Here is a 17890-nt window from a genome sequence, read left to right as displayed (position 1 = left end):
CTTTCGAACCATGTAGACACGAGGTCATGATGAATGAGCCCATCCCAGCCAATACGGCCCAACACCCCTCCCCGACCGTATATGGCATGCCGGCTCACGAAGATCGGGCGGCTGCCGTAGGCGAGGTACACGCCCGCCCGCATCTCCTCATTCAGGCACCTCGTACGCTGGTCCAGTTCGCGTTCCTGACCGAAGGGGACATGAGCCGGGACAGTGCCGCCCTGACCGCCCTGTCGGATCGCCTGGGAATCGCTCCGCAGACGCTGGGCGCACCGCTTCATGCCCTTGCATGGAACGAGGGCGATCTCCATTGCGAAAAGCACACGGAGTTCTCCACGTATCTCTGGAGCGCTCCGCTCTCTCTCGAAACGATGACGCCCGCGGGCGAGGATCCGTTCAGGCACGGCTTCACGCCGCCCGGCCCGGTCATCTGCGGCATCCGTCTCGACCTGCTGCCGTGGACACCCGACGCGGAGAAGGAAGTCGGGCGCTTCGACCCCGTCGGCCTGTGCTATTCGCTCGTCGAGGACGGCGCGGCCGCGATCGTGACGGATTTCCGGCAGGATGAAAACGGCCTGACGCGCATCCTCGTCCTGGATCGCGGATTGACGCAGGCAAGCGCCGGTGCGCTCGCGCAGCGGCTGATCGAAATCGAGAACTACCGGACGCTGGCGCTGCTCGCGCTCCCGCTGACCCGATCCCTTACGTCGGAGCTTCGGCGTATCGAGGGCCGTCTCGCCGACATAACGGACCTGATGCGTTCCAGCGCACGCCGGAATAATGAAGTTCTCCTATCCGATCTGACGGATCTGGCAGCGGAACTCGAGGCCGGCGCGGCGGCGAACCTCTACCGGTTCGGCGCGAGCCGCGCGTACTACGACATCGTCGAAGAGCGGCTTGCGTCGCTTGCCGAAGCAGCCGTTCCGGGCTTCTACACCTGGCATGACTTTCTCCATCGGCGCATCGCCCCCGCGATGCGCACCTGCCGGTCGGTGAAGGAGCGCCAGGCCAAGCTGTCCGACAAATTGACACGATCGATCGCGCTGCTCCGCTCCTGGATCGATGTCGAACTCGAGCGACAGAACCGGGATCTGCTGGCTTCGATGAACAACCGGGCCAAGCTGCAGTTACGCCTGCAACAGACCGTGGAAGGGTTGTCGGTCGCGGCGATCTCGTACTACGTCGTGAGTCTGATTGCCGATCTTCTGAAAGGCGTACCCGGCATTCACGACATCGTGGCCCCGGAACTCGCCATTGCCGTTCTTGTACCCGTCGTCGTCCTCGCGATCTGGTGGACCGTCCGTCGCATCAAGCATTCGCACAGCGACACGAAACACTGAAGCGCACTCGACCGACTGTCGCCGGGATGCATCACGGCCACACCCTCTGCCCACATTAGGAGAAAACGCATGGAACGCGTTGAACATCACGCCAGCTTCGACGGCTGGCAGGAAGTCTATCAACACCGCGCCGTCACGCTCGGCTGCACGATGCGCTTCGGCGTGTACCTGCCCCCGCAGGCGGCAAGCCAACCGCTGCCGGTCCTTTACTGGCTGTCCGGTCTCACCTGCACCGAACAGAATTTCATTACCAAGGCCGCAGTGCAACGCTACGCGGCCGAGCACGGCATCGTCGTCGTTGCCCCCGATACGAGCCCGCGCGGCGAAGGCGTCGCCGACGACGCCGCGTACGACCTCGGCCAGGGGGCGGGCTTCTACGTCAATGCGACGCGGTCTCCGTGGGCCGCCCACTATCGGATGTACGACTACGTCGTCCACGAACTGCCCGCGCTGATCGAAGCCCACTTCCCCGTCACGGATGCGAGAAGCATCAGCGGCCATTCGATGGGCGGGCACGGGGCGCTGGTCGCCGCGCTGCGCAACCCGGGCCGCTATCGAAGCGTATCGGCGTTCTCGCCGATCGTCGCGCCGTCCCGGGTTCCCTGGGGGCAGAAGGCTTTGCTGGCCTATCTCGGAGACGACCAGGCGGCGTGGAAGCAGTACGACACCGTCGAACTCGTCCGTACCGCGCAGGAACGCCTGCCGCTGCTGGTCGATCAGGGCCTCGACGACGAGTTCCGCGAAAAGCAGCTGCGGCCGGAGCTGCTGCGCGAAGCATGCGAGGCCGTCGGTCACCCGCTCCAGCTCAACCTGCGTCCGGGCCACGACCACAGCTACTACTTCATCGCCAGCTTCATCGGCGAGCACATTGCACACCACGCGTCCGCGCTGAAGCGCTGAGCGAGAGGAGAGCGAATCATGTTCAAGGCCTCAGGCAAACGACATCACGTCGTGATCGTCGGTGCGGGCTTCGGTGGACTCGACGTCGTCAACGGCCTGGCCCATTCCGACGTCGACATCACCATTGTCGACCGCCACAACCATCACCTGTTCCAGCCCCTGCTCTATCAGGTGGCGGGCGCATCGCTGTCGACCTCGGAAATCGCGTGGCCGATCCGTTACCTCTTTCGCAAGCGCCCGGAAGTCCAGACGCTCATGGCGGAAGTGGAAGGCGTCGACCGCGACGCGCGGGAAGTGATACTCGACAACGGGTCGCGGCTCTCGTACGACACGCTCGTCCTCGCGACGGGCGCCCGGCATGCGTATTTCGGACATGACGAGTGGGAGGCGTTCGCCCCCGGTCTGAAGACGCTGGAAGACGCCACCACCATTCGCGGTCGCATCCTCGTCGCGTTCGAAGAAGCCGAGCGCGAAAGCGACCCGGCGAAGCGCGCCGCCCTCCAGACGTTCGTGATCATCGGCGGCGGCCCGACGGGCGTCGAACTGTCGGGCACCATCGCCGAACTGGCCCGCGACACCCTCGCGCGCGATTTTCGCCATATCGATCCTCGCGCCACGCGTGTCGTGCTGATTGAAGCGGGCCCCCGGCTGTTGCCCGTGTTCCCCGAGGATCTTTCCGAATATACGCGTCGCGCACTCGGCAAGCTCGGCGTCGACGTCGAACTCGGTGCGCCCGTCACCGAGTGCTCCGCGGAAGGCGTGATCTACGGCGGGAAATCGCTGCCGGCCAGGACGATCGTCTGGGCGGCCGGCGTACAGGCGTCGCCCGCGGCTCGCTGGTTGGGCGCGGACGCCGATCGCGCCGGCAGGGTTCTGGTCCGCCCGGACCTGACCGTGCCCGATCGTCCGGAAATCTTCGTGATCGGGGACACGGCGGCCGTGCCGATGCCCGACGGGAAGTTCGTGCCCGGCATCGCGCCGGCAGCCAAGCAGCAAGGCGCGTACGTCGCGGACCTGATCAAGCGCCGACTGTCGGGCGACGCGCTTCCCAAGCCGTTCAGGTATCGGCACCAGGGCAACCTGGCGACGATCGGGCGCAGCCTTGCCGTCATCGACATGGGGCGGATCAAGTTGCGCGGCGCGATCGCGTGGTGGGTCTGGAAGCTGGCGCACATCTATTTCCTGATCGGCGTGCAGAATCGCCTCAGCGTCGCGATCAGCTGGGTGTGGAACCACAGCATCGGCTATCGCGGCTCCCGTCTCATCATGCGCCGCGGCAAGGAAGCCGAAGGCGTGCCGCCGAAGCTGGAATTCGGCCGGTCCAGCCCCCGGGATTGAAGCAGCGCCGCTGCGTTCGCCCGCCCCCCAATCTGCCAGAGATGTCGACGTTCGCGAGGTAATCTTGGTCGATCTGTTCACCACCCGGCCGACGCCCCCTCTGGCAGAGCTTGTGCGTCCCGCGACGCTCGACGATTTCGTCGGGCAGCAGCATTTGCTCGGGCCGGGAAGGCCCCTGCGCCTCGCGTCCGACGCCGGGAAGCTGCACTCGTTCATCCTGTGGGGCCCGCCGGGCGTCGGCAAAACCACCCTGGGGCGGCTGGCCGCGAACGTCACCCGCAGCCGGTTCATCGCCGTTTCCGCGGTGCTCGCGGGGGTCAAGGACATCCGGCAGGCCATCGACGACGCCCAGGCCGCGCTGGACAGCCACGGGCAGCCGACGGTCCTGTTCATCGACGAGATCCATCGGTTCAACAAGGCCCAGCAGGATGCGTTGCTGCCCCATGTCGAATCCGGCCTGCTGACGCTCGTCGGCGGGACCACCGAACATCCGGGGCTGGCGATCAACTCCGCGCTGCTCTCGCGGGCACAGGTGTATACGCTCGAGCCGCTGGCCGACGACGCGCTACAGCAACTCTACGAACGCGCGCGCCCCCATCTCCAGGGCGTCGAACTGGATTCCGATGCGCTCGACTTGCTCACGGGTTTCGCGGACGGCGACGGCAGAAGGTTCCTGAACCTGCTCGAACACGTCGCGCTCGCGGCATCGGCGGCCGGCCGGACAGCCGTCGACGGCGCATTCGCGGGACTGTCCGCCAGCCCGTCACTGCGACGGTTCGACAAGGGGGGCGACGAGTTCCATTGGCAGCTCTCGGCCTTCCACAAGTCCCTGCGCGGCTCGCAGCCGGATGCCGCGCTCTACTGGCTGGCCCGCATCCTCGACGGCGGCGGCGATGTGAGCCAGGTCACCCGCCGCATGATGGTGATGGCGAGCGAGGACATCGGCAACGCCGATCCCCGCGCGCTGGAGCTGGCGCTCGGCGCGGCGCAAGCGTACGACCGGCTCGGTTCCCCGGAAGGAGAACTGGCGCTTGCGCAGGCCGTGACCTACCTCGCCGTCGCCCCCAAGTCGAACGCCTCGTGCATCGCGTGGGAGCGCGCCAAGGCATTCGTCAGGGGCGATGGGTCGCGGCCCGTTCCCCTGCACCTGCGCAACGCGCCGGTCCGGCTCATGCAAACGATGGGGTATGGCGCGGGTTATCGATATGCTCATCACGAACGCTACGCCTATTCGGCCGGCCAGACCTATTTCCCGGACGGCGTCGCGCGACAGGCCTGGTATCAGCCGGCCGATCAAGGGGCCGAAATCAGGATCGGGGAAAAGCTCGCCTGGTTGCGCTCGCTCGATGCCGCGGCAGACGGCAACGGGAAGTCCTGATCGGCCTTTCATCGAATTCGCGCCGCTTCGGCGCCGACACGAACGGTAGGAAAAGAACATCATGCCCAACGATTTTTCCGGCAAGCCGGCCGGTCACGCCATGAGCGGCTTCGTGGAGGTGCGCGGCGCACGCGAACACAACCTGAAGGATGTGGACGTGTCCATTCCGCGCAACGCGCTCGTGGTGTTCTCGGGTGTTTCCGGCTCGGGCAAGTCCTCTCTGGCGTTCGGTACGATCTATGCCGAGGCGCAGCGGCGCTACTTCGAATCCGTCGCGCCGTATGCGCGGCGCCTGATCGACCAGGTGGGCGTCCCGGATGTGGATGCCATCGACGGCCTGCCGCCGGCGGTGGCGCTTCAGCAGCAACGCGGCGCCAGCAACGCGCGCTCCTCGGTAGGCAGCGTGACGACCCTGTCCAGCCTGGTGCGCATGATGTATTCGCGCGCCGGTGCGTACCCGGCCGGCCAGCCGATGCTGTATGCCGAAGACTTCTCGCCGAACACGCCGCAAGGGGCATGTCCGAGCTGCCACGGCCTCGGCCGCATCTACGAGGTGACCGAAGCGACGATGGTGCCGGACCCGTCGTTGAGCATCCGCGAGCGGGCGATCGCCGCATGGCCGCCGGCCTGGCACGGGCAGAACCTGCGCGACATCCTGGTGACCCTCGGCTACGACGTCGATCGGCCGTGGCGGGATCTTCCGAAGAAGGACCGCGACTGGATCCTGTTCACCGAGGAGACGCCCACGGCGCCGGTATACGCAGGCCTGACGCCGGCTGAAACCCGGGCGGCCCTCAAGCGCAAACTCGAGCCGAGTTACATGGGAACCTTCACCGGGGCGCGGCGCTACGTGCTGCATACGTTCGCCAACACGCAGAGCGCGCTGATGAGAAAGCGCGTATCGCGCTTCATGGAAGGCAAGCCGTGCCCCGTTTGCCACGGCAAGCGACTGAAGGCCGAGGCGCTTTCGGTGACCTTCGCCGGCGTGGACATCGGCGAATTCATGCAGATGCCGCTGGACCGCCTGGCGTCCCTGCTCGAGCCGATCGCCCAGGGCGATTTCCGCGCGCACGCGGCCGGCGCCGGCACGGACCGGGAAGCGACCCGGCGCGACCGCAACGCGCGTGCCGCATCGGGTCGCGCAACGCACACGGTCACGCCGGACGTGCGTCGCACCTCCGCGCTGTCGGAGGAAAAACGCCTCGCCGCGCAACGTCTGGCCCAAGGGGTCGTTGCACGCTTGCGCCAATTGCGGGAACTGGGCCTCGGCTACCTCACGCTCGACCGCGCGACGCCGACGCTCTCGGCCGGCGAACTGCAGCGGCTGCGGCTGGCCACCCAGCTCAGCTCGATGCTGTTCGGCGTCGTGTATGTCCTCGACGAACCCTCGGCGGGCCTGCATCCTTCCGACAGCCAGGCCCTGTACGACGCGCTCGACAGACTGCGCGACGCCGGCAATTCGGTGCTCGTCGTCGAGCACGATCTCGACCTGATGCGCCGCGCGCAATGGCTCGTGGACGTCGGACCGGATGCCGGAGAGCGCGGCGGCCGGGTGCTCTACAGCGGCACGCCGGACGGCCTGCGCGCGATCGACGAATCCCGCACCGCGCGCTACCTGTTCGACGAGATTCCCGCTTCGCCGAGCCGCGGCCGCGAGCCCGCCGGATGGCTCGAGATGCGCGGCATTCATCGCCACAACCTGCATGGCGTAGACGCGCGCATTCCGTTGGGCGTTCTCACGGCGGTCACGGGCATCTCGGGGTCCGGCAAATCCAGTCTGGTCGCCCAGGCACTCCCCGAACTCGTGCTTCTGCATCTGGGCCACGAACCCGAAGACGACGCGGCCGACAGCACCAGCGAGGGCCCTGCGGTGATCGAGGTCACCGCCGGCCATCTGGCGGGCGATCTCGACGCGGTGCAACGGCTGGTGCAAGTGGACCAGAAGCCGATCGGGCGCACGCCGCGCTCGAATCTGGCGACTTACACCGGGCTGTTCGACCATGTGCGCAAGCTGTTCGCCGCCACGCCCGACGCGCGTCGCCGCCGCTTCGACGCCGGGCGGTTTTCCTTCAACGTGCCCAAGGGGCGCTGCGAAACCTGTGAAGGCGAAGGATTCGTCAGCGTGGAGCTGCTGTTCATGCCCAGCGTGTATGCGCCTTGCCCGACCTGCCACGGCGCACGCTACAACGAGGCGACGCTCAAGGTCCTCTGGAACGGCCGCAACATTGCCGAGGTGCTACAGATGACGGTGGACGAGGCTCGGGATTTCTTCGCTCACGAAGACGCGGTGGCCCGGCCGCTGCAGTTGCTGCACGAAATCGGGCTCGGCTATCTGCGCCTGGGGCAGCCCGCCACCGAACTCTCCGGCGGCGAAGCGCAGCGCATCAAGCTCGCGACGGAATTGCAGCGCAGCCAGCGCGGACGCAATCTCTACGTGCTCGACGAGCCGACCACGGGACTGCATGCATCGGACGCCGACCGGCTGCTGGTGCAACTGCAACGCCTCGTCGATGCGGGCAATTCGGTTGTCGTGATCGAACACGATATGCGTGCGGTTGCGCAGGCCGATTGGGTGATCGATGTCGGTCCGGGCGCGGGCGAAGAAGGCGGGCGCGTCGTGGCAACCGGAACGCCCCGGCAATTGGCCCAGGCGCCTGGCAGTCGCACCGCGCATTTTCTTGCGCAGGAACTGGCGAGAGCCGGCTCGGGCGTTCCCGAACGTCGCCGCAAGCAGCAACGCTCGCCGGCCTAGTTAGTTGAATTGCGCGGCGAGGCACCGTTCGGTCGGCAAACGCCGGCCGTCGGCCGAGGCCGCGACATGGCGACCGTGGTTGCAGCGCGTGACATGCACTTCACGTCATGTGGCCTGCGGTTCCGGCATCGCGCTTTAACCGACGACGATGACTGACAAGCGCACAGCCCGAAAAAACGACATGGAAACATCGACGATCGAATTCATGAATTCGAAATGCATCGGCCAGGAATTCCTCAATCTTTTGCATGACGCAAAGATCACGGCACTCCCGAATATACGACTGGATTTAACCGCTCAATTGACCGAATTCATCATGAAAATCGATTCCGGGAATTTCGTTTTCATTTCCCGATTCGCGGCAGCGGATTTCATCGAATTCGGCGGCCTGTCACCGGAGAAAAACATGCATGACCCGACCGGTAATGACTTACACCCTGCTACGCAGGCTGGCCCGAAGACGCTTGTCTTCGGGCCAGACCGTTACGCAGTCGGCACCAGCTCATCCGGGCGCCCGTGCCACGACGATCGGCATTCGCGGATTTCCCTCATCCGGAAGCCGCTCATCCACGCACATCGTCACTCGCAGGCACCCGTGCCACGCAAGCGCATACGCTCCGGAGTCGCTGGCACGCGCGGCGTTACGCCGGCGTGAAGGTGTAAACAGCCAGCTTGTTGCCGTCCGGATCGCGCGTGTAAGCGGCGAAGGCGTGCGGCGCCCAGCCACGCGGGCCCACTGCGCCTTCGTCGGGTCGACCCAGGGACAGTGCGGCATCGTGGAATGCCTGGACTGCCGCGCGATCCGACGCTTCGAAGCTCACCGTGACGCCGTTGCCGACCGTCGCGGGTTGGCCGTTGGCCGGCTTCAGAACGAAGAACGACGGCTTGCCTGCGCCCCAGATCGAGCCGACATCGCCGGGAAGGTCGGCGATACGCGACCAGCCGAGCGTAGCCAGAACCTTGTCGTAAAACGCGCGTGCTTCCGGCAGATTGTTGGTGCCAACCGTGATATGCGTGAACGTGGTCACAATACTACTCCTCAACGAAAATGAAAAAACAAGCGATCCTACCGATCTCGGTGATGCGCCTGCAGGCGACACGAGCCGTGACTGAAATCCCGAGCCACTCGCTCTTGGAATTAGTGAAAATCGAACACGCTTGTCGACGCGTCCGGCTTGCACCAACTCACATCCAGCAAGATCGATTCTATTGAGACGTTCCGGATGATTCTGGCCAAGATCCCTCCTTCAAATTACGCGGAGTCTGAAAAATGTTCCCCTTTTGGCAGGACGAGCACGCCAAGGTCCAATTTCCTTCCGAGGATTCGCAACGAGCGGCCGGGCCGGCGTCGACCCACCCCGTGCATCTCGTGATCTATCCGGGATTCAAGCTGATGGAGGCCGTCGGCCCGGTAAGCGTCCTGAGCTACGCCAACCGGCATCTCGCCGCGCAGGGCGATACGAGGCGGTACAGAATCGACCTCGTGGCCCCGACGCCCGGCGCCATTCCGTCGGACACGCTGATTTCGCTGGACGTGAGCGCGGGCTTGCCCGAGCGTGACGCACTCTCCACGGTACTGATCGCGGGCGCGCTGGATATCGAATCGGCCGTCGCACGCGAAACCGCCCTCGTCGACTGGGTGCGCAGGCGGTCGTCCGCCGCCCGCCGCTTCGCGGCGCTGTGTTCCGGGAGTTTCTTCCTGGCCACGGCCGGCGTGTTGAGCGGCCGACGCGCCGCGACGCACTGGAGCGTCGCCACGTTGCTGCAGCAGCGGTTTCCGTCCGTGGAGGTCGACGCCGATGCGATCTTCATTCAGGAGGACAACATCTGGACGTCCGCCGGCGTCACGGCGGCGATAGACCTCACCCTGGCCTTCGTCGAACAGGATTTCGGACGCAACCTCGCGCTGGCGGTCGCGCGCGATCTGGTCATCTACCTCAAGCGGCCCGGCGGCCAGTCGCAGTTCAGCGACCTGTTGAACAGCCAGATGACCGCGGCCCCGGAGATCCGGGACGTTCAGACCTGGGTCAGCTCGAATCTGGGCAAACCGTTACAGCTGGAAGATATGGCCGAGAAGGCGGGAATGAGCGTGCGCAACTTCACGCGGCTGTTCAAGGAAGAGGTCGGCATGCCGCCGACCCACTACCTGGTTCGGACCCGCTGCGAGCGGGCGGCGACACTTTTGCTGGACAGCGATTTGCCGCTGAAGACCATCGCTTCCCGCGTGGGGTTTCCGACGGAGGAACAAATGCGCAAGGTATTCGTCCGGCATTTCTCCCTGACGCCGCGCGCCTATCGCGCGCGCTTCTCCACGACCAGCCTGAAGACATCGTGAAGCCGGGCCGGCGATTCCGGCGACGTGAAGCGAGAGAGGCGCGATCTTGCCCGGCGCTGCGTCGACCGGACACAGGCCGGTGCGCCGCGCTTTCCTTTCGCGGCGATCAGCTTTCCGCGCCGCACCGATGGCAACACAAGAGCGAACGCGAGCACGACACCATCGCCTGCGCGCCGCGCGCGGCGACGATCAACCCGACTTGACTCAGATTGAAGTCCCGCTCGACCATCAGTTCCGTCAACGCGGCGATAGGAAGCACCACCGACGGATGAAGCAAATGCGCTTTGATCAGGGCTTTCATCATCGACTCCATCACGTAAGGGCGAATCCTGCGACTGCCACGCATGCGCGTTGACCGCTGATGGATTCAACCGCATGCAGGATGAAGACGATTCTATCGACCGCCGGCGGACGATTTTGGACAGGATTGCAGACGGACAGCGAACCGGTGAAGCGAGAAGATTTCCAGACCGCGACCGACAATCGTCGCCCGGCGTCGCAAGCGTGCTCCCGCCCTGTCGCCACGGTCACGCCCCCGGGCGATACGGGATCTCAATCTTCTGCGGAAAACAGCCTTTCGGATGCCACCGGCGGGAGAACACCGAAAACGTGCCGGATCCAGGGAGCCGTATCGGCCGATGCGGGTTCCGGTTCACTCGGGAATATGAGTCTCCACAAATCCGGGGCGGATCGAGTTCAATATTTTGACAGTTCTTAACAGCCCGTAAAGTAAGGGACGCTATGATCTCAGTCGCTGTTTGATACGCACACTGGAGCCCCCCATGAGTTCGGCACGATCGCTCAACATCGGCATTACAATCGGCCTTCATCACGCGACGGAGAGTCTCTGGGTCAATGGCATCAAACAGAATGCCTTGTATCTGATGAAGCTCTTCCAACACTCGCCGCTCGGCCATCGGGTGACGCTCGTCAATACCACGAGCGTCAAGATCACGCCGGATCTTCCGTGGGATATCACGCAGTTTCCAGTCCGCTCCTTCGACGACGCAAAAGACTCGCTCGATGTTCTGATCGAGCTCGGGGGGCAAATCGATCTGCAGCAGACCGAGTATCTGCAGGCACGCGGCACAAAGGTCGTGAGCTATTGCTGCGGCCCGGAATACGTGCACATGATGCAGGCCATGATTTTCGGCAGACGGCATGCGGAAACGGTATTCATCAACCCACGCTACGATCAGGTATGGATCATCCCGCAAGTGGTCGACACCAGCGCAAGCTTCTTCAGCGTATTGCGACGCCAGCCCGTTCGCGAGGTGCCGTTCGTCTGGGATCCGATATGCGTTGAGGAACGATCGGCTGCGCTCCCGCATCGCGGGGAGTATCGTCCGACCGGACAACCCAAGCGGTTGTCGATCATGGAAGCGAATATCGACGTCACCAAGTTCTGCCTCTATCCGCTGTTGATCGCGGAGTTAGGCTATCGGAAACTGGGCGAAAAGATTTCCTACGTACATGCGACGAATACCGAGCATCTCGCCAGGAACAGCCCCGAATTCGTCGGCATCGCGCATCACCTGGATCTCGTTCGGGATTCGAAAATCAGCTTCGTGGGCTATTACAACACCCCTCAGTTCCTTTCGGAATACACCGATATCGTCATATCGCATCAGCTGGGGTTGGCCCTGAATTATTTCTATTTCGATGTTTGCTGGAACGGTTACGCGCTGGTTCACAATGCCTACCTCTGCCGCGAGCTGGGCTACTTCTATGAGAAAAACGACGCGGAAGAAGGTTGCCGGCAACTCGAACGCGCAATCGAATCTCACGACGAAAACTGGCAGGATTATCGTAACCGGCAACGTGAAATAATCGGGCAGTTCTTGTCGACCAACCCGAAGCAAATCGAGGCGTATGACAAGCTGCTGGGCGGTCTTTTCGAGTGAATTGCGTCGTGATGATGCTGGTCGGGATGCCGTCTTGATCCGCTTCGTGATCGAACCTGTCCGTATTTTTGTGGGCGAGGCGGTTGAACAACGCGTTATCCACGCGCCTGGGTGAATCGTTCACCAAACAGAATAGCAAACTGGTTCATTGCTGATTTCCAGTCGAACGCAGCCCGCACGGCCTTGGCCAGCACGTTGCGCAGCGCCAGCCAGAGCAGCTTGATGGCCGCCTCGTCACTCGGGAAGTGACCACGTGTCTTGACGATCTTGCGCAACTGCATGGTCAAACTTTCTATGGCATTCGTGGTGTACACGACTGTGGGCTCTCAGAAGAGATGTCTTTGGCACCCTCGATAAATCAAGGACTTGGACATCTTTTCTGAGACTACTGCATGGCGCCCGTCTCAGAAAAAGTGTCCTTGGGAAGATTGCCCATCTGCGTCGGGGTAACCGACCGGATGATCGCCATTGCGAGCACAAAAGCGCCGCTACGGCTATCGCCGTGTTCACGTGCTGTTGCAGCGTGAGGGTTGGCTCGCGAATCACAAATGCATCTGGTGCCAGATAAGTGCGGACCGAAGCACTAGTGATACCTCGATCGCGTCCATGAGAAGAGCCAGCTCCTCAGGTGAAGTCTTGATCCAGAAATCGCGATCGACGTAGTCGATCGACAGCCGTCGTACCAGCGACGCGACAGAGGTAAAGTCCGTGCCACGAAGGTCAACAAGGCGCGTCGCCATCGGCATCACGGATCGAGCGGGCAGTGCGTGGCAGGAACGATGGTTTGCTGGAAAGGCGGTTGCGGGAAATATTGCGTGGTCATCTGGACCTCCTTGGCGACATCCGATCCTGCGACACACTCTACGATGGCCAACGCCTCGTCCAGTCCCGACGAAATGCCACCGCCGGTGATCCGGTTGCCATCGATGACATAGCGGGGGAAGCCTTCGGCTACCTTGATCGCGGGGAATTGGCCGAGGCAAGGGATAAACGCCCAATGCGTGGTCGCCCAATAGTTATCGAGCAGACCTGCGGCGGCGAGCAGCATGGCACCCTCGCATACGGACGAGACATAGTCCGCGCCAGCGCTCTGCACCTTCAGGAAGTCCAGATACGGGCCACCTTGCATCAACTGCTGCAGGGCACTCGGATTCCCGCCTGGTACCCATAGCAAGTGGGTTTGGGATTCAGGCTCAGCGTAGTCGGCAAATCGGCGCTGTGGCGTGAGGGTCAGGCCATCGCGAGTTTTGAGCGGAGACAGGTGCTCCGCAGCCAGGGTGATCGTCGTCGCCCGCGTGGTCCAGATTTCGGCCATCCAACTGAACAACTCGACCGGCGCGGCCACGTCCAGCAGGTCAACACCGGGATAGATCGGGATCGTGATGTGGAACGGCGGATGCTCTTGCGTCATGGCGTACCTCCAGGTCACTCCGGGAAGGGCTCACTGCGGCGCCTGTCGCAAAGACGCGCCGGGTCCGTTAGTCCGTCTCCAGCGGGATATTTACCTCGATGGCGGGGTTGCCCATCAACTTATACGGGAAGCGGTCCATACCGGGTGGGAGTGGCGACGACTGAAGCTGCCAGGCTGGATACCATGTATATCTCCTTGGGGTATTTCGACGAAAGAAAAATCAAGGTGCAGGCCAATCAGCACCGCACGCATGAGCGGTGGTGTCGCCAAGCCACGGTGTGTGGAAGCCCCGACGCGGGCTTAGGGGAAGTCGCCGGTCGGATGGTTGTGGTTCGCGTGATTCATGCCAACCATGCCGATGCCGCCGCCGGGGGCCGTTGCATCCGGAACAATGCGGATGTTGGTCATCATCCCGCCGTCTTCGTGATCGAGGATATGGCAGTGGATAACGAACTCGCCGATGTAACGGTCGTAGCGTGTGCGCACAAGCACCTGGTAGTCGTTCTGCACGAAGACGGTGTCCTTGAAGACGTGCCACATCCCGCAATACTGGTTTTGCAGACCGTTTTCGTTGGGTGGAACCAGGCACTCTCCGTTCGCACCGAAGATGCTCTTGGGCTGCGCACCTCGCGGCGCGTGGCGGACATCCATCACCTCGAACGGGTTGACATGAATATGGAAGATGTGCGGTTCGCCCTGCGAGGTGAGCACCCAGTCGTCCGTGGTGCCCACTTGGCGCGTGAAGTCGACGCGGTCCGGATCGTACGCCTTGTCGTTGATGTAGAAACCGAACGGGCCAGTCCAGGGCTCACCCGGCTTGGCGGGTGGCGTGACACGCGGCGCTGGCGGGGAGGGCGGATAGCCGATGAAGAAATCGACCTTCTGCATAGCGGAGTTGACAGCCACATTCTTGAGGTCGTCCATGGCACGCCAGGGTGTCAAGTCACCAGCCAGCAGTCCATTCAAGGCCGCGGGTGGAAGCGATTTGTCGGCCTTGTTCCCGTCGTAGAGAGCCTGCTGGACATAGGTCTTGAGATCGCCAGTCGCCACCGGCTTGCCGCCCGACACGACCACCGTTGCAAGCAGCTGCGTCTCGGTTGGGCCTTGGCCGCCATGGGAACCAGCGTTGGCGCGCTCCGCGGGCGTTGCAGCCTGGTTCAGGATGCAATAGGTACCTGGCCGCGGAAACGCGATCAACACGTCGCTGCGATAGCCCGGCTGCAGGAAATTGCTGCCGATGCCGCCGCTCACGCTTTTCTTGTCCACGCCGATCGCGCGTATGGCCTTACGGGTCAGGCCATCTGATGCGATTTCAAACTGTGGCACCAGATCGACAGGCTTGCTCGTGTCCGGCACAAGCACCGGGCAAAGTGCCGCGATCGCGGCCAGCTGCTCCTTGCGCGAACCCGCCAGTACGCCCGCGAGTGCCGCCCGGGACTCGGGCGTATTGGTGGCCATAGGCACGATCTGCAAGTTGATCGTGTCGTGGATGCCTGCATGGATGAAGCGCCAGCGCTGAATTTCCCCGGCGGCTACGTTACGTAGCGTCGGCTGGACAACGCCGTTGATGCTTGTGAACCGGCCGCTGTCGTCCCATACGGTTGACGAAGAGAGTTGCTTGTTGAAGTCTTCAACGACACCGACCTTTCCAGCCGGACAAAACCATTGGCCTTTCGCCTGGATGATTTCGCCTTTGTCGTCGAAGCAGGCGTACGGAATCTGTTGGAAGAGGAAGATTTGCTCGGGGATCGGCCGTCCCGAGGCGTCGTGCAGGATTGTATCGATGTCTCCCGGTGCTGCACCGACGTAGCGCCGATTGCCGCGCACGATCAGCGGCCCTGCCGCTCCGCTCGCGACTTGTAGCGCAGTTGAGCCGTGGCGGTGCGCGTGGTACCAGAAGGTGCCCGATGGATGATCGGACGGGATGTTGATCTCGTATTCGAATTTTGTTTGCGGGCCGATGTTGAGCAGGACATTGTCGCTGTTTCCGGCAGGCGATACATGCAGTCCGTGGAAATGCATGTTGATCGTGTTGAAGCAGCCTGGCTTCCCGCCCGCCGGATCGTGCCCGCCAGGACAGCTCGGGTCATTCTTGTCCAGCCGGTTGTCAAGATTCACCCGCAGCGTGTTGCCGGGTTTCAGTTCAAGCAGCGGGCCGGAAAGGCAGCCGCCATACGACCGCAGCCTGACGCGATCCTCCGCTCCGTTGGGATTGCCGGGGTTGTAGATCCTGTTTTCTCGCTTCTCGACGCGCAGGTTCAGCGTGACGGTCTGACCGTCACGAGTGATATCGCCCGAAGGATTGCACGTCGTCGCAGAGGATTGCTTCTCGATTGTCGCCGGCGCTTCCAGCGGCCCCTTCTCTGCCAGCTTTGGCGGCGGAAGAAAAGGCTGCGCGGCCAATTGCGCCAGCGCGGGTTCGTTGGCCACAAGCATCAACACTGCCCATCGAGCGATGCAAGCCGCTTTCATTGTGCGCCCCCGTGAAATGCCGAAAAAAGCGGCATCTTCAAGCCTTGTATTAAGACTGATTCTAGAAATCGCTCACGAATACTTCAACCTAATTTGCATGAAAATAAATTGTTATCTGCAATATAACGCGCCATTCGCTTATTTTTGCAGCATCAAGTTTGAGGCAGCGATAGGGCGGGAAAATGAAACAATAAAGAGGACAAAATCGCTTTATCATGGCCACCGCTTCCCGGCTATCGTCATTAGCTGTGCGATTCGCTGGCATTTCCGGTTCAACCTGAACCTGCGGGACATCGGGGAGTTGCTGCTCGAGCGTGGTGTCGTGGTCACATGCGAAACGATCCGTTGCTGGTGCAACAAGTTTGGCGCGGCGCCCCCTTGCCGGCTGAACGCCTTGCTTGCAGCACAGGTTTCAGTATCAATTCCGGCCAGGTAGCACTGCGCACTTAATTCGCTTCAGCAGCCTGAGCCGGCGTCTCAACGTTGGGCCGCGAGTGCATGGGATTGCCTACCTCCGCGCCTCCATTCTTGGGTGCGCGTGGGCGCACGTTGCCGCACCGAAGATGCTCGACACGAAATACACAGGCTTGATCGCTGAACACGTCGGTGCGTACTACTGCCTCGAAGAAATGAAATGGGGAAGCGGTTGGCACGAGCATGACACCGGTCTGACGGGGCGATGGGAAAAGCAGCCGAGCGAAACCGTGCTCGGTCGGCTCGACAGCGGTGGCAAACTCGAAAAGTTGCTGGCGGATACGGGAAAGAGGAAATTATGGATATTCGCTTGAGCGATGGTTCGTCGTGGTCGCTAGCCGCTATCAACGCCTTGCTTGTTCGCCGGTGCGAAGGCGGGTTTCATGATCTGCAGCTTTTGTCGAACGGACAATCGACAGTGCTGAGTGGGACACAGCGCTTGTCCGGTCTGCCGGTGGTCGTGAAGCTTACGATTGCGCCGGGCACTGCAAAGTCGGAGGCCTACTTCCTGGATTCCTGGCGAGCCAGCGGCGTTCCGGTCCCCAATGTCTTGCTGGTTGACGACGCAACCCACGACCATGAGCCCGACATTCTGGTCATGGAGAGAGTGAATGGCTCGCCGCTCGCCAGGTCCGGCCATGTGTCAACCGACATGGTGAAGCGAATCGCCAAGCTTCAAAGTCTGATGCATCGTGCCGCCGGACAAGGATACGGTCGTCCCGACAGGGAACAACCGTGGCGAGGTGTGGCCGACACCTTCTCCGACGAAATGGAGATCGAGTGGGAACGACGTCTTGCTCAGATAGTGCAGCACGACATGTTTCAAGGGCGACTGCGCTCGCAATTTCTCGCCGCAACATGCTGCATCGAATCGGATTGCGAACGCGAAAGAACCGGTGGTACCTTGACCCATTCGGATCTTTCCATGGACAACGTCCTGCTGAATACGGCCGGAGAAATCGTGATCATCGATCCGAATTGCCGCCTCACGCATCCGGCCATGTGCGCGGCGTATACGTTTCTGCGACTCAGCCTCGGTGGTCAGGCAGACGCCGCGCAAATCTACAGGTTCTCGTATTTATCCGATAGCGGGATCCGCGAACAGGTATTCGGTGCAGCGCTTCAACTGCGGACGATACTTTCGATTTCCACTTGGCTAAAGAAGGGTAAATTCAGCGAAGCGGCCGACGCCGCACGCATTGCCGGGCTTTCCTGATGCAATCCAACACCGCGAAATTCCTCGTCGCCATCGAGGGCTCCGATGGTTCAGGGAAAACGTCAAGTAACTGAACTGCGTGTACAGGACATGCCGTTATCCAGGTAAGACGATGGGCGGCAAGCATGATCCCATCGTCGATCAGGCACAGCGGACAAATTCGCTCCCGCTCGCGAACAAGGAGGTGCCTGGCCTCAATCATATGAGGACCAATCGCATAAGCGCTCATTGGAGGCCGTTGTTCAGGCCCAATCGCTCGTCGTCAGTCGAGTCATGTGAGACTGCGGTTCCGAGGCAACCTGCACCATGGCAAAGGCCAGGGACGGCATCCCTCTTCATTTTCAACTTGTTCGCGAGGCCCTACATCGCA

General features: G+C 62.4%; 15 protein-coding genes and 3 pseudogenes. 12 read left to right on the top strand and 6 right to left on the bottom strand.

Annotation, left to right across the window (positions count from 1 at the left end; genetic code table 11):
- Window positions 1–29 precede the first annotated feature (29 nt).
- The 6 genes from GQ56_RS0102865 to GQ56_RS43820 all read left to right on the top strand — a co-directional run bounded on the left by GQ56_RS0102865 (window position 30) and on the right by GQ56_RS43820 (window position 8363).
- On the top strand, window positions 30–1340 hold the full coding sequence (locus GQ56_RS0102865; RefSeq protein WP_031397203.1) for a DUF3422 family protein: 1311 nt from the start codon (window positions 30–32) through the stop codon (window positions 1338–1340).
- A 69-nt stretch (window positions 1341–1409) separates the two neighbouring features.
- Window positions 1410–2240: an S-formylglutathione hydrolase gene (gene fghA / locus GQ56_RS0102860; protein ID WP_031397202.1), complete on the top strand. Its 831-nt coding sequence runs from the start codon at window positions 1410–1412 to the stop codon at window positions 2238–2240.
- An 18-nt stretch (window positions 2241–2258) separates the two neighbouring features.
- On the top strand, window positions 2259–3578 hold the full coding sequence (locus GQ56_RS0102855; RefSeq protein WP_052001000.1) for an NAD(P)/FAD-dependent oxidoreductase: 1320 nt from the start codon (window positions 2259–2261) through the stop codon (window positions 3576–3578).
- A 64-nt stretch (window positions 3579–3642) separates the two neighbouring features.
- Complete coding sequence (locus GQ56_RS0102850) at window positions 3643–4956, top strand: replication-associated recombination protein A (protein WP_031397200.1); 1314 nt, start codon at window positions 3643–3645, stop codon at window positions 4954–4956.
- Window positions 4957–5017: 61 nt separating this feature from the next.
- Window positions 5018–7708: an excinuclease ABC subunit UvrA gene (locus GQ56_RS0102845; RefSeq protein WP_043301048.1), complete on the top strand. Its 2691-nt coding sequence runs from the start codon at window positions 5018–5020 to the stop codon at window positions 7706–7708.
- Between the two features lie 181 nt (window positions 7709–7889).
- The gene (locus GQ56_RS43820) at window positions 7890–8363 is read left to right on the top strand and encodes a hypothetical protein (RefSeq protein WP_152601615.1); all 474 of its coding nucleotides are present in this window, start codon (window positions 7890–7892) and stop codon (window positions 8361–8363) included.
- Here the strand turns inward: GQ56_RS43820 and GQ56_RS0102830 are convergent.
- The gene (locus GQ56_RS0102830; protein WP_031397198.1) at window positions 8350–8736 is read right to left on the bottom strand and encodes a VOC family protein; all 387 of its coding nucleotides are present in this window, start codon (window positions 8734–8736) and stop codon (window positions 8350–8352) included. The two genes, GQ56_RS43820 and GQ56_RS0102830, sit on opposite strands and share 14 nt — an antisense overlap.
- Window positions 8737–8978: 242 nt before the next feature.
- Here GQ56_RS0102830 and GQ56_RS0102825 point away from each other — a divergent pair, with 242 nt between their 5' ends.
- Window positions 8979–10043: a GlxA family transcriptional regulator gene (locus tag GQ56_RS0102825; RefSeq protein ID WP_081894806.1), complete on the top strand. Its 1065-nt coding sequence runs from the start codon at window positions 8979–8981 to the stop codon at window positions 10041–10043.
- A gap of 106 nt (window positions 10044–10149) precedes the next feature.
- On the opposite strand, the gene GQ56_RS0102820 is transcribed toward GQ56_RS0102825, so the two are convergent.
- Window positions 10150–10344: a hypothetical protein gene (locus GQ56_RS0102820; RefSeq protein ID WP_034196985.1), complete on the bottom strand. Its 195-nt coding sequence runs from the start codon at window positions 10342–10344 to the stop codon at window positions 10150–10152.
- Between the two features lie 481 nt (window positions 10345–10825).
- Here GQ56_RS0102820 and GQ56_RS0102815 point away from each other — a divergent pair, with 481 nt between their 5' ends.
- Window positions 10826–11947 (top strand): DUF2827 domain-containing protein, encoded by a 1122-nt coding sequence (locus tag GQ56_RS0102815; RefSeq protein ID WP_031397195.1) that lies wholly within the window; start codon window positions 10826–10828, stop codon window positions 11945–11947.
- 95 nt (window positions 11948–12042) lie between these two features.
- On the opposite strand, the pseudogene GQ56_RS0102810 reads toward GQ56_RS0102815, so the two are convergent.
- A pseudogene (locus GQ56_RS0102810) lies at window positions 12043–12264 on the bottom strand (transposase); the annotation flags it as partial.
- A 126-nt stretch (window positions 12265–12390) separates the two neighbouring features.
- Here GQ56_RS0102810 and GQ56_RS47165 point away from each other — a divergent pair.
- Window positions 12391–12496: pseudogene (locus tag GQ56_RS47165) on the top strand (IS3 family transposase); the annotation flags it as partial.
- Between the two features lie 196 nt (window positions 12497–12692).
- On the opposite strand, the gene GQ56_RS0102795 reads toward GQ56_RS47165, so the two are convergent.
- A complete protein-coding gene (locus GQ56_RS0102795) occupies window positions 12693–13358 on the bottom strand; it encodes a DJ-1/PfpI family protein (protein WP_031397192.1) in 666 nt (221 codons plus the stop codon).
- Between the two features lie 300 nt (window positions 13359–13658).
- Complete coding sequence (locus GQ56_RS0102790; RefSeq protein WP_081894805.1) at window positions 13659–15794, bottom strand: multicopper oxidase family protein; 2136 nt, start codon at window positions 15792–15794, stop codon at window positions 13659–13661.
- A 226-nt stretch (window positions 15795–16020) separates the two neighbouring features.
- Here GQ56_RS0102790 and GQ56_RS40560 point away from each other — a divergent pair.
- The 3 genes and pseudogenes from GQ56_RS40560 to GQ56_RS0102780 all read left to right on the top strand — a co-directional run.
- Window positions 16021–16224: pseudogene (locus tag GQ56_RS40560) on the top strand (IS6 family transposase); the annotation flags it as partial.
- Window positions 16225–16393: 169 nt separating this feature from the next.
- The gene (locus tag GQ56_RS45485; protein ID WP_031397190.1) at window positions 16394–16618 is read left to right on the top strand and encodes a hypothetical protein; all 225 of its coding nucleotides are present in this window, start codon (window positions 16394–16396) and stop codon (window positions 16616–16618) included.
- Window positions 16615–17520, top strand: a complete 906-nt coding sequence (locus GQ56_RS0102780) for a phosphotransferase family protein (RefSeq protein WP_161788540.1) — start codon at window positions 16615–16617, stop codon at window positions 17518–17520. Before GQ56_RS45485 ends, GQ56_RS0102780 begins: the two co-directional genes overlap by 4 nt.
- Here GQ56_RS0102780 and GQ56_RS47160 read toward each other — a convergent pair.
- Window positions 17477–17749: a TniQ family protein gene (locus tag GQ56_RS47160; RefSeq protein ID WP_081894803.1), complete on the bottom strand. Its 273-nt coding sequence runs from the start codon at window positions 17747–17749 to the stop codon at window positions 17477–17479. The genes GQ56_RS0102780 and GQ56_RS47160 overlap by 44 nt on opposite strands.
- Window positions 17750–17890 lie beyond the last annotated feature (141 nt).

This window comes from Burkholderia paludis, assembly GCF_000732615.1.
Lineage (GTDB): Bacteria > Pseudomonadota > Gammaproteobacteria > Burkholderiales > Burkholderiaceae > Burkholderia > Burkholderia paludis.
This window is presented reverse-complemented; position numbering and strand designations above follow the sequence as displayed.